The sequence below is a fragment of the Novosphingobium sp. genome, assembly GCF_965228995.1.
Taxonomy (GTDB): Bacteria; Pseudomonadota; Alphaproteobacteria; order Sphingomonadales; family Sphingomonadaceae; genus Novosphingobium.
In genome coordinates this window covers 2678966-2693876 of record NZ_OZ245852.1, presented here as the reverse complement: position 1 = coordinate 2693876, position 14911 = coordinate 2678966, and the positions used below count along the sequence as shown (strand labels likewise).

General features: G+C 66.2%; 15 protein-coding genes. 10 read left to right on the top strand and 5 right to left on the bottom strand.

Annotated features, from left to right (window positions below):
• Positions 1–46 precede the first annotated feature (46 nt).
• The 6 genes from zwf (at position 47) to ACO056_RS12245 (ending at position 6206) form a co-directional block, all read left to right on the top strand.
• Positions 47–1495, top strand: a complete 1449-nt coding sequence (zwf, locus tag ACO056_RS12270) for a glucose-6-phosphate dehydrogenase (RefSeq protein ID WP_421847099.1) — start codon at positions 47–49, stop codon at positions 1493–1495.
• Positions 1488–2099: a 6-phosphogluconolactonase gene (locus tag ACO056_RS12265; protein ID WP_421847097.1), complete on the top strand. Its 612-nt coding sequence runs from the start codon at positions 1488–1490 to the stop codon at positions 2097–2099. Before zwf ends, ACO056_RS12265 begins: the two co-directional genes overlap by 8 nt.
• On the top strand, positions 2096–3919 hold the full coding sequence (gene edd, locus ACO056_RS12260) for a phosphogluconate dehydratase (protein WP_421847095.1): 1824 nt from the start codon (positions 2096–2098) through the stop codon (positions 3917–3919). The genes ACO056_RS12265 and edd overlap by 4 nt, the downstream gene beginning before the upstream one ends.
• Before the next feature lie 56 nt (positions 3920–3975).
• Entirely contained in the window at positions 3976–4941 is a 966-nt protein-coding gene (locus ACO056_RS12255) for a glucokinase (RefSeq protein ID WP_421847094.1), read from the top strand.
• Positions 4942–5052: 111 nt separating this feature from the next.
• On the top strand, positions 5053–5835 hold the full coding sequence (locus ACO056_RS12250; RefSeq protein WP_421847093.1) for an enoyl-CoA hydratase-related protein: 783 nt from the start codon (positions 5053–5055) through the stop codon (positions 5833–5835).
• Positions 5835–6206 carry a tRNA-binding protein gene (locus ACO056_RS12245; protein ID WP_421847091.1) on the top strand — a complete coding sequence of 124 codons (372 nt, stop codon included), beginning with the start codon at positions 5835–5837 and terminating at the stop codon, positions 6204–6206. The genes ACO056_RS12250 and ACO056_RS12245 overlap by 1 nt, the downstream gene beginning before the upstream one ends.
• Positions 6207–6316: 110 nt before the next feature.
• On the opposite strand, the gene aroB is transcribed toward ACO056_RS12245, so the two are convergent.
• Together aroB and ACO056_RS12235 are read right to left on the bottom strand one after the other, a co-directional pair.
• A complete protein-coding gene (aroB, locus tag ACO056_RS12240; RefSeq protein WP_421847089.1) occupies positions 6317–7426 on the bottom strand; it encodes a 3-dehydroquinate synthase in 1110 nt (369 codons plus the stop codon).
• Entirely contained in the window at positions 7417–7998 is a 582-nt protein-coding gene (locus tag ACO056_RS12235) for a shikimate kinase (protein ID WP_421847087.1), read from the bottom strand. The genes aroB and ACO056_RS12235 overlap by 10 nt, the downstream gene beginning before the upstream one ends.
• 263 nt (positions 7999–8261) lie before the next feature.
• Here ACO056_RS12235 and ACO056_RS12230 point away from each other — a divergent pair, with 263 nt between their 5' ends.
• From ACO056_RS12230 to ACO056_RS12215, 4 genes are all read left to right on the top strand, one after another.
• On the top strand, positions 8262–10166 hold the full coding sequence (locus tag ACO056_RS12230) for a hypothetical protein (protein ID WP_421847085.1): 1905 nt from the start codon (positions 8262–8264) through the stop codon (positions 10164–10166).
• Between the two features lie 5 nt (positions 10167–10171).
• A complete protein-coding gene (locus tag ACO056_RS12225) occupies positions 10172–11098 on the top strand; it encodes a tyrosine recombinase (protein WP_421847083.1) in 927 nt (308 codons plus the stop codon).
• Between the two features lie 10 nt (positions 11099–11108).
• Entirely contained in the window at positions 11109–12053 is a 945-nt protein-coding gene (locus ACO056_RS12220; RefSeq protein WP_421847081.1) for an acetyl-CoA carboxylase carboxyltransferase subunit alpha, read from the top strand.
• Positions 12054–12181: 128 nt separating this feature from the next.
• Positions 12182–13657, top strand: coding sequence for a M48 family metalloprotease (locus ACO056_RS12215; RefSeq protein ID WP_421847079.1), 1476 nt, complete (start codon positions 12182–12184; stop codon positions 13655–13657).
• Positions 13658–13728: 71 nt separating this feature from the next.
• On the opposite strand, the gene ACO056_RS12210 is transcribed toward ACO056_RS12215, so the two are convergent.
• The 3 genes from ACO056_RS12210 to ACO056_RS12200 form a co-directional block, all read right to left on the bottom strand.
• Positions 13729–13917, bottom strand: a complete 189-nt coding sequence (locus ACO056_RS12210) for a Flp family type IVb pilin (protein WP_421847077.1) — start codon at positions 13915–13917, stop codon at positions 13729–13731.
• Positions 13918–14280: 363 nt separating this feature from the next.
• Positions 14281–14469 carry a Flp family type IVb pilin gene (locus tag ACO056_RS12205; protein ID WP_421847075.1) on the bottom strand — a complete coding sequence of 63 codons (189 nt, stop codon included), beginning with the start codon at positions 14467–14469 and terminating at the stop codon, positions 14281–14283.
• 205 nt (positions 14470–14674) lie between these two features.
• Positions 14675–14878, bottom strand: a complete 204-nt coding sequence (locus ACO056_RS12200; protein ID WP_421847073.1) for a Flp family type IVb pilin — start codon at positions 14876–14878, stop codon at positions 14675–14677.
• Positions 14879–14911 lie beyond the last annotated feature (33 nt).

The following is a 14911-nucleotide window of genomic DNA, read 5'->3' as shown; positions in this document are numbered from 1 at the left end:
TTCCGGGCCTTCTCGTGAAGCGGCCCGGATGAGGAGTATGCCGCCCATGGCCGCCACCAGCTGTTCCGCCCTGCTCCTGTTCGGCGCGACCGGCGATCTTTCCCGGCGCATGTTGCTGCCCTCGCTCTACGCACTGCATGAAGACGGGCTCATCGATCCCACCTTGCGGATCGTCGGCACCGCGCGTTCGGTCCACGATGATGCCGAGTTCCGCGAGATGGCGCGGTCGGCGCTGGAAGAGTTCCTCCCTGCCGATCGCAAGGACGAGACCCAGCTCGCAAGCTTCCTTGAGCGCCTTGAATACCAGACGCTCGATGCCTCCAGGCCCGAGGGCTTCGCGGGTCTTGCCGAAAAGCTTGGCGATACGTCCTGCGGCCTCTCGATCTTCCTCTCGACCGCACCTGCACTGTTCGAGCCGACCATCGAAGGCCTGCGCCTTGCCGGGCTCGCCCATGAAGGGGTGCGCATCGGTCTTGAAAAGCCGCTCGGAAATGATCTGGCCTCCAGCCGCCGCATCAATGACGCGGTTGCGGCCGGGTTCTCCGAACGGCAGATCTTCCGTATCGATCACTACCTCGGCAAGGAGACGGTCCAGAACCTGCTGGCGCTGCGCTTTGCCAACATGATGTTCGAGCCGCTGTGGAACAGCGCAGGCATCGATCATGTGCAGATCACCGTCAGCGAAACCGTGGGTCTTGAGGGGCGCAAGGGCTTCTACGACGATACCGGCGGCCTGCGCGACATGGTGCAGAACCATATGCTCCAGCTTGTCGCGCTTACCGCGATGGAACCGCCGGTCGAGTTCGATGCAACCTCGATCCGCGATGAGAAGGTCAAGGTCCTGCGCGCGCTGCGCCCGGTGAAGGCCGAGGAAATGGTGCGCGGGCAATATGGTGCGGGCGCTGTCGGCGGCAGCGCCGTCACCGGCTATCTCGAAGATCTTGGCAAGCCTTCGGACACCGAGACTTATGTCGCGATCAAGGCCCACGTCGATAACTGGCGCTGGCAGGGCGTGCCGTTCTACTTGCGCCACGGCAAACGTCTGGCTGAACGGCGCAGCGAGATCGTTGTCCAGTTCAAGGGCGTGCCGCACAACATCTTCTCGGGCCGCGGCGGCAAGCTGGGCGCAAACCGCCTCGTCATCCGCCTGCAGCCCGAGGAATACGTCCGCCTGCAGGTCATGGCCAAGGAGCCGGGCCTCGATCGCGGCGGCATCGTGCTGCGCGAGGTCAACCTCGACCTTTCGCTAACCACTGCCTTCGCCAAGGCACGCCGCCGCATTGCCTATGAGCGCCTGTTGCTCGACCTCATCGAAGGCGAGCAGACGCTGTTCGTCCGCCGCGACGAGGTCGAGGCGCAGTGGACCTGGGTCGATGCGATCCGCCGCGTCTGGGCCGAAACAGGCATGGAAGTGAGGCCTTACGCTGCCGGAAGCTGGGGCCCCAACGCCGGGATCGCGCTGACCGAGCGTGACGGGCGCAGCTGGCATGACTGAGGTCAGCTGGGCAAACCCGGGCGATGCCGCCGCAGTCGCCGCGCACATTGCCCGCGTGCTCTCGCGCCCCGGTGCCAAGCGCCTTGCTTTCACGGGCGGATCCACTCCGCTCAAGGTCTTTGCCCTGCTGGCGCAGCAGGATCTCGACTGGTCGGGCACCACGATCGCGCTCACGGATGACCGGCGCGTGCCGGATGACCATCCCGCCAGCAATTTCGGCAAGCTCCATGCCGCGCTTGCCGGAACTGGCGCGGCGTTCGAACGTTTGGAAGAAGGCGCAGCGGTGGAGCCGTTTGACCTCGTCTGGCTCGGCATGGGCGAGGATGGCCACGTCGCCTCGCTGTTCCCGCACATGCACGCGCTGGTCCGCCCCGGCCCGAGCGTGATCGCGACCACGCCGATCCCCTTGCCGCCCGAGGCTCCGTTTGACCGCCTGACGCTCAACAAGCGGGCGCTGAAAGCCGCACGAGAGATCATCCTCGTCGTCACCGGTGCCTCCAAGAAGGCGCTGATCGAGCAGGTTCTTGGCGGCTCCGATGCCTATCCGGTCTCCGATTTCCTGCGCGGCTACGGACCGCCTGTCACGATCTACTGGAGCGAATGATGCCCCTTAATCCTATCGTAGCCAAGGTCACGGACCGGATCATCGCCCGTTCGGCGCAGAGCCGCGCGGCCTATCTCGATCTCATCGCCCGCGCCCGCGATGCTGGTGTGAACCGCGATGTGCTCTCCTGCGGCAATCTCGCCCACGGCTTTGCCGCAGCCGGGGAAGACAAGATCGCCCTGCGCACTGGCCACAGCACGAACATCGGCGTCATCACCGCCTACAACGACATGCTCTCGGCGCATCAGCCCTATGGCCGCTACCCTGAGCAGATCAAGATCTTCGCCCGCGAGGTCGGCGCGACGGCGCAAGTCGCGGGCGGCGTCCCCGCGATGTGCGACGGGGTGACCCAAGGCCAGGCCTCGATGGAGCTCTCGCTGTTCAGCCGCGACACCATCGCGATGGGCACCGCCGTCGGCCTCAGCCACGGCATGTACGAGGCAGCGCTGCTGCTGGGCATCTGCGACAAGATCGTGCCCGGCCTGCTCATCGGGTCGCTGCGCTTCGGCCACCTGCCGACGATCCTCGTGCCCGCAGGCCAGATGGCGACAGGCCTTGCCAACAAGGAAAAGCAGCGCATCCGTCAGCTCTATGCCGAGGGCAAGGTAGGCCGCGACGAACTGCTCGCGAGCGAGAGCGCGAGCTACCATTCCGCCGGCACCTGCACGTTCTATGGCACCGCCAATTCCAACCAGATGATGATGGAAATGATGGGCCTCCACATGCCCGGCGCCAGCTTCGTCCAGCCCGGCACCAAGCTGCGTCAGGAACTCACCCGCGCCGCCGTGCACCGCGTGGCGCAGATCACCTGGGATGGCGACGACTACCGCCCGCTGGGCCACTGCGTGGATGAGAAGGCCATCGTCAACGCGATCGTCGGTCTGCTCGCCACCGGCGGCTCGACCAACCACGTGATCCATCTGCCTGCCATCGCCCGCGCGGCCGGCGTGCAGATCGATTGGGACGACATGGACGAGCTCTCCCGCGCCGTCCCGCTGATCGCCAGCATCTACCCCAACGGCTCGGGCGATGTGAACGGTTTCGCGGATGCGGGCGGCATGCCCTATGTCATCCGCGAACTGGTCGAAAGCGGGCTCGCCCACGGCGACATTCGCACGGTCTACGGCGCCTCGCTGCTCGAAGGCGCGCAGCAGCCGGTGCTCGATGGCGATTTGCTGCGCTGGGATCCCGCCCCGCGCGGAACTCTCAACCCCGCCATGCTGCGCCCCGTCAGCGAACCGTTCCAGCCTGAAGGCGGCCTGCGCCTCGTTCGCGGCAATCTCGGTCGCGGTACCATCAAGGTCAGCGCGGTCGACCGCAGCCGCTGGACGATCGAGGCGCCGTGCCGCGTGTTTTCCGATCAGAACGATGTGCTGAAAGCCTTCAAGGCGGGCGAGCTTGAGCGTGATGTGATCGTCGTCGTGCGCTTCCAGGGACCGGCGGCCAATGGCATGCCCGAACTGCACAAGCTCACCCCTTCGCTCGGTGTGCTGCAGGACCGCGGCTTCCGCGTCGCGCTTGTTACCGATGGTCGCATGTCGGGTGCTTCGGGCAAGGTGCCGGCGGCTATCCACGTTTCGCCGGAAGCGAAGAAGGGCGGCGCGCTGGCTCTGCTCAAGGACGGCGACATTGTCCGCGTTTGCGCGGATAGCGGCGAACTCGTGGCATTGGTGGACGAAGCCGAATGGGCTGCCCGCGAGCCTGCCGTCGCACCGGAAGAAGCCATGGGCGTCGGCCGCGAACTGTTCGCGATGATGCGCCACTTCGCCGATCCCGCCGAACGCGGCGGTTCGGCCATGCTGGCGCTCGGGGGGCTTTGAGCGCAGGATAACCGGACCGGCAGCACAAACCGGACGCGTAGAGGGGGAAGAGGCACATGCAACTGGTCGCGGTCGATATCGGCGGAACCCACGCCCGCTTCGCGATGGCCGAAGTCGAGGCCGGGCGCGTCGTCTCGCTGGGCGAGGCGGTCACGCTCAAGACTGCCGACCACCCGAGCTTTCAGCTCGCCTGGGAGGAATTTGCCCGCCTTTCCGGCGGTGGGCTGCCCCAAGCCGTTGCTATCGCCGTCGCAGGGCCGGTTGGGGGCGAGCTGATCCGCTTCACCAATAACCCCTGGATCATTCGCCCAGCGCTGATCCCCGAAAAGCTCGGCGCGCCGGACTATGTCGTCGTCAACGATTTCGCCGCCGTGGCGCACGCCGTGGCTCAGGCAGATGATGCGCACTTCCTCCACCTTTGCGGACCCGAAGTGCCGCTGCCCGAGGAAGGCACGATCAGCGTTGTCGGCCCGGGCACCGGCCTTGGCGTGGCGCAGCTCTGGCGCCAGCGCGGCAGCTATCATGTCCAGCCCACCGAAGGCGGCCACATCGACTACGCCCCGCTCGACAAGATCGAGGATGCAATCCTGGCCCGGCTGCGCGGACGGCATCGCCGCGTCTCGGCCGAACGCGTGGTGGCTGGCCCCGGCATCGTCGATATCTATGAAACGCTGGCCAATATCGAGGGCAGGGCGATCACTTCGCTTACCGACAAGGAACTCTGGGCGCTCGGCACCAGCGGGGAAGATAGCCTCGCCGCTGCTGCGGTAGACCGGTTCTGCCTCTCGCTCGGCAGCGTTGCGGGCGATCTCGCGCTCGCGCATGGGGCCTGCGCGCTCGTGATGGCGGGCGGGCTTGGCCTGCGCATCAAGGATACGCTCGTGCGCTCCGGCTTTGCCGAGCGCTTCACGTCAAAGGGCCGGTTCGAAAGCTTGATGGCGGCGATGCCCGTGAAGCTCATCACCCACCCGCAGCCCGGCCTGTTTGGCGCGGCGGCGGCTTTTGCGCAGGCACATTCCTGAATCCTCGCGCAGGCCGATTGGCGGATTTGCAAGGCCGTACTGAACCTGCTTGCCAAGGCTGCGTGGCTGGCTTAGCGATGCCCTTAACCGAGCGATTAAGGGGAAATTGCGATGTCCTATGAAATGATCCGCGTCGAAAAGGTCGGCCTTGTCCGCCGCATCGTGCTCAACCGGCCGGAGCGGCTCAATGCCTGCCCGCCGGACATGGCGGTCGAAATCAACGACGCGCTCTATGATCTCGAAGGCGCGCGCGCTGTTGTCATCACGGGTGAGGGCCGGGCCTTCTGCTCGGGCGCCGATCTCGCCGTTTCAGGCAAGCGCAGCGTTGCAGGCGGTGCGGGCAGCTACAAGGCGCTGACCGAGCACTACAACCCGATGATCGCCAAGCTTTCGCGCCTCAGCGTGCCTCTGATCACCGCGGTAAATGGCCCCGCCGCCGGCGTCGGCTGCTCGATCGCGCTGATGGGCGATTTCGTGCTCGCCGCGAAGAGCGCCTATTTTCTGCAGGCCTTCGTCAATATCGGTCTTGTCCCCGATGGCGGTGCCAGCTGGGTGCTCCCGCGCCTGATCGGCAAATCGCGCGCGCTACAGATGATGATGCTGGGCGAACGTATCGGCGCTGAAAAGGCCGAGGACTGGGGCATGATCTACAAGGCGGTCGACGATGCCGCGCTGGCGGACGAAGCCATGGCGCTGGCCGAGCGGCTCGCCAACGGCCCAACCGTTGCGCTTGGCACGATGCGCCAGAATGTCGCCCGCGCACTTGAGACCGATCTCCCGGCCGCGCTGCTGATCGAGGCGGAAGGCCAGTGGAAGGCCGGCGATAGCGCCGACGCTGGCGAGGGCATCAAGGCATTCCTCGAAAAGCGCAAAGCCGAATTCAAGGGCAAATAATGCACCTCGAACATGATCCGAAAACCCCTGCGGCGGATACCATCGGCTTTGAGGATTTCCTCAAGGTCGATATCCGCGTGGGCACGATCGTGAGCGCCGAACCCTACCCCGAAGCGCGCAAGCCGAGCATCAAGCTGGCGATCGACTTCGGGGATGGCATCGGCGTGAAGCGCTCCAGCGCGCAGATCGCCGCGCTTTATACGCCTGAGGAACTGGTGGGTCGGCAGGTCGCCGCCGTGGTCAATTTCCCGCCGCGCCAGATCGGCAAGATGATGTCCGAAGTCCTCACCGTCGGCTTTCCGGACGAAGAAGGCCGCGTTGTGCTTTTCGCACCGGACGGCAATGTCCCCAACGGCGCGCGGCTGTTCTAGAAAATTTGACTCTACCATCCGTTCGTGTCGAGCGAAGTCGAGACACTTGGCACTGCGCGTGGTGTCTCGACTTCGCTCGACACGAACGGTGGTTGCGGGATGTCGGAAACTTAAGCCCGCGCCAGTTCCGCATCGAGAAACGCGGCGACATCGGCAAGGTCCACGTCCTTCGCCAGAAACGTCTCGCCGATCCCGCGCATCAGCAGGAAGGGCAGGGTGCCCGCATCCATCTTCTTGTCATGCAGCATATGCGCCCTGAGCCGCGCGCCGTCGCAGGTGAGGCCAAGCGCTGGCAGCGAAGCCGGCAGCCCCGCCGAACCGATATGCGCCGCCACCCGCTCCGCATCCTGGCCGGCCATCAGGCCCAGCCGCGCCGAATAGCGCGCTGCCAGCACCATGCCCAGCGCCACGCCCTCGCCGTGGAGCAGGCGGTCAGAGAAGCCCGTCTCGGCCTCCAGCGCATGCCCGAAGGTATGCCCCAGATTGAGCAGCGCGCGCACGCCCAAGGTTTCCTTCTCGTCCGCCGCCACGATCCGCGCCTTGGCCGCAACGCTTGTCGCAATCGCATGCTCGCGCGCCTTGGCATCGCCTGCCAACAGCGCCGGGCCATGCGCCTCGCACCAGTGGAAGAACGCGGCATCGTCGATCAAGCCGTACTTGACGACTTCGGCATAGCCCGCGCGCGTCTCGCGCGGCGGCAGCGTATCGAGCGCCAGCGGGTCCGCCAGGACCAGCACCGGCTGATGAAACGCGCCGACGAGGTTCTTGCCCGCCGCCGTATTGATCGCGGTCTTGCCGCCCACGCTTGAATCGACTTGCGCCAGAAGTGTCGTCGGCATCTGGATGAAGGCGCAGCCGCGCTTGACCATCGAGGCGGCAAAGCCCGTAAGGTCGCCGATTACCCCGCCGCCCAGCGCGATGACGCTGTCCTTGCGCTCGACACCCTGTTCCAGCAGCCATTCAGCCGTGCGGGCGAGGAATTCCCAGCTCTTGGTGCTTTCGCCCGCAGGCAGGACGAGCCATTCGCTGGCGATGCCTTCCGCTGCGAGCGAGGCGCTCACGGTCTCGCGCCAGGCTGCCGCAACGCGCTCGTCGGTCACTACCGCGACCTTGCCGCCGCGAATGAACGGCCGGCAGTGCTTGCCCGCTGCCGCCAGCAACCCGGTCAGGATCCGCACTTCGTAAGGCGCGCCGGCGATGTTGACGGGGATTACAGCCATGCGTCGATTGCCTTCAGGATGGTGAGCGCGGTTGCCTGGTGGGGCTGGTTGCCGCTTTTCACATGGATCGGCGCTTGCGCATATGCCGGCCCGCGTTCGGCCTTGAGCCGTGTCAGGATCTCGCGCGGGTTACCGTTCTTGAGCAGCGGACGGTTGCTCTTGCGCCCCACGCGCATGACCAGCGTATCGACATCGCTGTCAAGCCACACCGCAATTGCGCGCCGCAGGATCAGCTCGCGCGTTTCCTGGTCGACGAACGCGCCGCCACCGGTTGCGAGCACCCGGCGCACCGGCGTGCCGTCTTCGCCCACCAGCCGCGCGATCACGCGGCGCTCGCCGCTGCGGAAATAGGGTTCGCCAAACTGCGCAAAGATCTCGGGGATCGACATCTGCGCGGCTTTCTCGATTTCCTCGTCGGCATCGCAGAACGGCACGCCCAGCATTGCCGCAAGTTTGCGGCCCACCGTCGTCTTGCCCACACCCATCATGCCCACCAGCACGATCGGCCGGTCTATCCGGGCCGCAAGCCGCTGAAGTGCAGCGCTTGAAAGGGCGGGGTCATCGTGCTCCATTGCCGCGCCGCCTATAGTTGCGCTAGGGGCGAGTGCAAGGGTTGAGCATGGGTTGTGCAAGTGCCGTGGCCCCAGGGTGGCAGCGGCCGCAGGAGCGTTTTGGTGAAAGCTCGATTTCTGGCCCGTCATCGTATCTGGATTGTGGGCATCCTCTTGGTGGTGGTAGTGGTGGCGATATTGGCATCGGCATGGATCATGGGGGATACACAGCCAACCCGCTGGATCGAGACGCCCGTCGCGGCGCCGGGCGCAAAGGCTGGTTCATGAGGATCGGCCGCGCGCGGATCGCCGTGCTGACCTGCGCCGCGATCGGCGCGCTCTCCGCCATTGCCGTGACCGCGCAGGAATCGTTGCTCCCGCCGGGCTTTGACGAAAAGCCCGCGGCACCAGCGCGCAAACCGCAAACGGCGCCGCGCCCTGCCGCGAGCAGCGCCCCGGCTCCTGCGCGAACCGCTGCGCCTGCGATCGTCAATGTGCAGCGCCCGTCATCCTCGCCCACCGCGCAGGCGGTTGCCGTGCCGACGGCGCAGCCTGCACCGGGCACACCGACCCCGGCGCCCGCCGCACCCGTTGCTGCCGCCGCCGCCGATGGCCTGGCCGGCATCGACCCCGCGCTGGTCGATCAGCTGATCGCCAGCGCCAAGCCGCGTGCGGACATTCCCCCGCAGGCGCAGCGCAGCCTGTCACGCGTCGGCTTCTTCGATGCTGCCGATGGCGGTTTCCCCGCGGTTTCCAGCCATTACCTCAACGGTCCGTTCGTCGCGGGGCTGCTCACCAACATGCGCGGCGATCTCGTTTCGCGCTGGGGTCACATCCTGCTGCGGCGCGCGCTGGCGAGCCGGCTCGATACGCCAGTCGGCATGAACGGCGCAGACTGGGCGGCGCTGCGGGCGCAAGTCCTGCTGCGGATGGGCGAAGCCGATGCGGCGCGCGCGATGGTGCAGGAGGTTGACAGCGGCTTCTACACCCCGACGCTCGAGGATGCGGCGATGAGGAGCTTCCTCGCCACCGCGGATCCGGTGGGCCTCTGCCCGATTACCGCGCTGACCGCCGCCGGCCGTCCGGGCTGGGACTGGACGCTGACCCGCGCGATCTGCACGGCCTTCACCGGCGGCGAAGGCGCGCCTGCGCTTGCCGTGCTCGACAATGCGATGCGCAAGGGCGTTGCTTCCAAGATCGACATTCTCCTCGCCCAGAAGTTCGCCGGCGCCGCATCGCAGGGGCACCGCGCGGTCAAGATCGAGTGGACCGGGGTCTCCAGCCTCACGCCGTGGCGGACCGGCCTCGCGCTTGCCACCGGGCTCGAACCGCCCGAGACGCTGCGCAAGCAGGCCGGCGCCTCCTATGCCGTACTGGCGGTGCGCGCGCCCATGCTCCCGCTCACCGCCCGGGCCGAAGCCGCCGATATCGCCGCCGAGCGCGGCATTCTCTCCGCTTCGGCGATGGTCGATCTCTATAGCGAGATCCACGCGCTGGACGAGCCCGACCGCACCTGGGGCCCGCTCGCCGATACGCTGCGCAGCGCCTACCTCGCTGCCGATGTGGCGGACCGGCTCTCCGCCATCCGCAGCCTGTGGGGCGATGCAAGCGATCCGGACCGCGCCTATTCACGCCTTGTGCTCACCGCCTATGCTGCGGCGCGGATCACGCCTGATGCCAATCTCTCGGGCGATGCCAAGGGCCTGATCGCCTCGATGCTGACTGCCGGGCTTGATCGCAACGCGGCGCGCTGGGCGGGCGTGGTTCCTGCGGGCAGCGAGGCCTGGGGCCTGATCGCGCTTGCCGCGCCGACCAAGTTTGCCGCCATCAGCGCGGACACGCTCGGCACGTTCCAGTCTGGCGATACCAGCACGGGCGGCCTGCGCTCCCGGTTCCTCCTCGCCGGACTGATGGGGCTTGGCCGGGTCGATCCCGCCACAGCGCGCCGTTTTGCCGATGATCTCAAGCTCGACCTGGGACGCGAGACGCGCTGGACCCGGGCTATCGATGGTGCCGCCGCCTCGCAAAACCCGGTGCTTGTCGCCATGCTCGCCGGGTTCGGCATGCAGGGCAGCGGATGGGACAAGATGACCCCGCTGCATCTCTATCACATCATCGCCGCGCTGCGCCGTGCCGGGCTTGAGGGTGAGGCGCGGATGATCGCGGCGGAGGCCGTGGCGCGGGTCTGACGGGCATGGCGCCAGCGGCGGCCGCGCACGATCCGATCGACGAGTTCCTCGCGATGCTCGCCGCCGAGCGGGGGGCGGCTGCCAACACCCTCGCTGCTTATGGCCGTGACTTGCGTTCGGCGCGCGCGGAAATCGGCGATCTGGTCAGCGCCGATAGCGATGCGATTGCCAGCCTTGCTGAAGCCTGGCGCGATCTTGCGCCCTCCAGCCTTGCACGCAAGTCTTCGGCGCTCCGCCAGTTCTACGGATTTCTGGCCGACGAGGGCCTGCGCAGCGACGATCCCTCCGCCGCGCTCCCGCGTCCCCGCATCCGCCGCCCGCTGCCGCGCCTGCTCGGCCACGGCGAGATTGCCGCGCTGTTCACGCTGGCCGAGAACGAGGCCGCGACGGGGGAGGGCGCCCGCATGCTGGCGCTGCTCGAGCTGCTTTATGGCTCCGGCCTGCGCGCCACCGAACTCGTATCGCTGCCGCTGGCGGCCGTTCCGCGCGATGCGCCGTTCCTGATGATCACCGGCAAGGGCGGTCAGCAGCGCATGGTCCCGGTCAGCGCGCGGGCGGGTACGGCGCTCGTGCGCTGGCTCGCGCTGCGGCCCAAGGGCGGGCGCTGGGTCTTTCCAAGTCCGCGCGGCGGCCATCTGACGCGCGTGCGTCTGTTCCAGCTCCTGCGCGATCTGGCGCTGCGGGCCGGGCTCGATCCTGAAAAGGTCAGCCCGCACGTGCTGCGCCATGCCTTCGCCACCCACCTCCTTGAAGGCGGTGCGGACCTGCGCGTGCTGCAGACCTTGCTCGGCCACGCCGATATCGCGACGACCCAGATCTACACGCATGTCGATGCCGCGCGGCTCGTCGCGCTGGTCAACAGCCGCCATCCGCTGGGAAACAAACCGCAAAACCCGGCGCCGGAGGTTGACCTTCCGGCGAGCCAGTCCTAGCGCGGCGCGGATGATTTCCTATCTCGAATTCGAAAAGCCGATCGCCGCGCTGGAAGCGCGCATCGCCGAGCTGCGCGAAACCGCGCAAACTGGCGCGCTCGACATCACGGCCGAGATTCGCCGGCTTGAGGCCAAGTCCGCCGAGCTGCTCGCGAGCACCTACCGCTCGCTGACGCCGTGGCAGAAGACGCAAGTCGCCCGGCATCCCTCGCGCCCGCACTTCCGCGATTACGTGAGCAAGGCCTTCACGGATTTCATGCCGCTCGGCGGTGACCGCAAGTTCGGCGAGGATCACGCCATCGTCGGCGGTTTCGCGACGCTGGAAGGGCGGGCCGTCATGCTGATCGGGCACGAAAAGGGCCACGATACGCAGAGCCGCATCCGCCACAACTTCGGCATGGGCAAGCCCGAGGGCTACCGCAAGGCGGTCCGCCTGATGGAAATGGCGAGCCGCTATGGCCTTCCGGTCGTCACGCTGGTCGATACTTCGGGCGCTTTCCCGGGGGTCGAGGCGGAAGAGCGCGGCCAGGCTGAGGCGATTGCCCGCAGCACCGAGGCCTGCCTTGCGCTGGGCGTGCCGATGGTCGCCGCGATCGTGGGCGAAGGCGGTTCGGGCGGCGCGGTCGCGCTTGCCAGCGCCGAGCGGGTGCTCATGTTCGAGCACGCCGTCTATTCGGTGATTTCGCCCGAAGGCTGCGCCTCGATCCTGTGGCGCACGGCCGAGAAGGCTCCCGAAGCGGCCGAGGCCATGCGGATCACTGCGCAGGATCTGCTCGCGCTTGGCGTGATTGACAGGATCGTGCCCGAACCCGTTGGCGGCGCACACCGCGACGGCGCAGCGGCAGCGGCCGCACTCGGCAAGGCGATAACCGAGGAGCTGAGCGCGTTGGCCGGAATGCCTGCCGACACCCTGCGCGCCCTGCGTGCCGAACGGTTCCTGCGCATCGGCGCCTGACGAAGGTCGTTCCGACCCGGACGAAATGACTCTGGCCTTGCTGCCACCGGCAAGGCTAGACTGGCGTCATGGTACTGTTGGTGCCGGGCCTCCGCGCCCGCCGCAACCACAGGCACAGGGGAGAATCCATGACCAATCGCCCGTTTCGCGCTGCTCTGCTTGTCGCCGGGGCCGCCGGCCTCCTGCTCGCGGGGCCTACTGTTCCGAGTTCGCGCGCGGGAGCGCAGGGCACGGTTGCCACGATCAGCGCGAGCGACAAGGCCGAAGGCGCCAAGGCTCATCCGCAGCTCCTGGCCGAATTCGGCGGCGCGATCACCGGGCTGCAAGCCACCTATGTCGAGGGGGTGGGCAAGACCATCGCCTTCCAGTCCGGCCTCGGCAATGCGCGCAGCGATTTTACCGTCACGCTGCTCAATTCACCCGTTAACAACGCCTTCGCGATCCCCGGGGGCTATGTCTATGTCACGCGCCAACTGGTAGCGCTGATGAACAACGAGGCGGAGCTTGCCGGCGTGCTGGGCCACGAAGTCGGCCACGTGGCGGCGCGCCATTCGCAGAAGCGTGAAAGCGCCGCCACGCGCAACACCATCCTCGGCGTGCTCGGCTCGGTGCTGGCAGGCGCGGTGCTGGGCAATTCGGCGCTTGGCCAGCTCGGCCAGAAAATCTTCTCCACCGGCAGCCAGCTCCTCACGCTGAAATATTCGCGCGCTCAGGAGAGCGAGGCCGATGCGCTCGGCGTTACGTATCTGAAGCGCGCTGGCTATGATCCGCGCGCGATGGGCACCGTGCTGCGCAGCCTCGCCCAGCAGACCGCGCTCGATGCGCAGCTGACTGGCAGCACCGACAAAGTGCCGGAATGGGCGAGCACGCACCCCGATCCCGCCTCGCGGGTCTCTGCCGCGCTCGCACTCGCCGGGCAGAATGTGCGCGGCATGACCAATCGCGATCTCTTCCTGACCCGCGTCGACGGCCTCACGTATGGCGACGATCCGAAGCAGGGCGTGGTTGACGGGCGCAAGTTCATCCACCCCGGCTATCGCATGAGCTTCCAGGCGCCGCAGGGCTTCTACCTCGTCAATGGCACGCGCTCGGTGTCGATCAGCGGGCAATCGGGGAAGGGCGAGATGTCAACGGCGCCTTATACGAGCAATCTCGATACCTATGTCCGATCGGTCTTCGCCGGCCTGTCGGACCAGCAGCGCGTCGCGCCCGATGAAGTGCGTACGACCACGGTCAACGGTATCCCGGCCGCCTATGGCATGGCCCGTGTCAACACCAGCGATGGTGCGCGCGATGTCGTCGTGTTCGCTTATGCGTGGGGCCCGGGTCAGGCGTTCCACTTCACTACGATCAGTGCAGCCGGGCAGGCCAGCGCGTTCGATCCGATGTTTTCCTCGATGCGCCGGATCACCATCGGCGAGGCCGGCGCGGTGCGCGCGCGGCGGCTGATGGTGGTGACCTTGAAGAAGGGCGATACCCTCCAGTCGCTCGCCCGCCGCATGGCCTACGATGACCGGCCGCTGGACCGGTTCCTCGTGCTCAATAGTCTGGATGGAGCAAGCCAGCCTGTTCCCGGCTCGCGGGTCAAGCTGATCGTCTACTGAGCGCGCGAAAAAGAAGGGGGCGCCTGGAAGCGCGCCCCCTTCTCAACTTGCCGCGACGGGATAACCCGCGGTTAGAACGGACCCTTGCCGTCCTGCGCGTTGGCCATCTTGGTCGAAATCTGCGTGAAGGTGTTCGAAAGCGAATTGCCGAGCGCGCCCATCGCGAGGACGGCACCGGTGGCGACAAGCGCGATGATCAGGCCATATTCGATGGCGGTCGCGCCGCTCTGATCGGCGAGGAGTTTGCGGAAGAAAGGCATGGCGAGAAGTCCTCCAGGGAAACGGCAAGTAACACGTCGGCACCGAAAGGCTTCACCGACACCCTGGTCGACTGGCCAGTTGCTGTAAGAATAATCGGCAGTTCCTGAAAAATACTTAAAGCGCCGGCGAATCTGAACGCTGATGTGATGCGAGTGGAGGCCCGGGCGTAGCTCTCGTAGGCAGATTGCGCCGTAAACCCGGTGATTTTGAGGTGTCTGGCACGGTGGCGCTCGCGTGACCGTGTAAGAAAATCCGGCATGCCCGGGTGAGAAACTGGTAAAATCTGCCGATCGCGCATGCCAAAACGGGGATGTGGCCAGCCACACCCCCGTCCATATCAGCACAACTGGAAGAACTGGATCCTAGAACGGACCCTTGCCGTCCTGCGCGTTGGCCATCTTGGTCGAAATCTGCGTGAATGTGTTCGAAAGCGAATTGCCGAGCGCGCCCATGGCCGTGATTGCGGCCACCGCGATCAGCGCAGCGATGAGGCCATACTCGATAGCCGTGGCGCCTTCTTCATCGCGAAGAAGCGTCTTGAGAAGTGTCATGCGAATGGTCCTCCACCTGGCAACTTTCGCCGCCTTTGTGCTCTTTCGCGAATACGACCCCCCGGTCATACGAAATTGCAGGTGTCAAAATATCCGGCATTCCCTCACAAAAGGTAAAAGCGCTCCGCTTTCTTGCAATGCAGCTTCCGGACAGCTGTTTTTGCGGCCCAGAGCGCTGCAGGCTACCCGCCCCAAGCGCCGGCGCTTATTTCTTCGCTCTGGTGAGGTTCGTGTCGATCGTGTTGTACATGATGAAAAGGGAATTCACGAACGCGGTCATCCCGAAGAACATGGTCATTGCGATCACGCCGATCAGCAGGCCATATTCGATGGCGGTGGCGCCAGTTTTATCCACCAGTGGCTTGCGGACAAAGTCCCACATCAAACGGTTACCCCAGTCCGCGTTCATCTATTGTCTTGGACCTGCAAGGCTAAGAAAGAA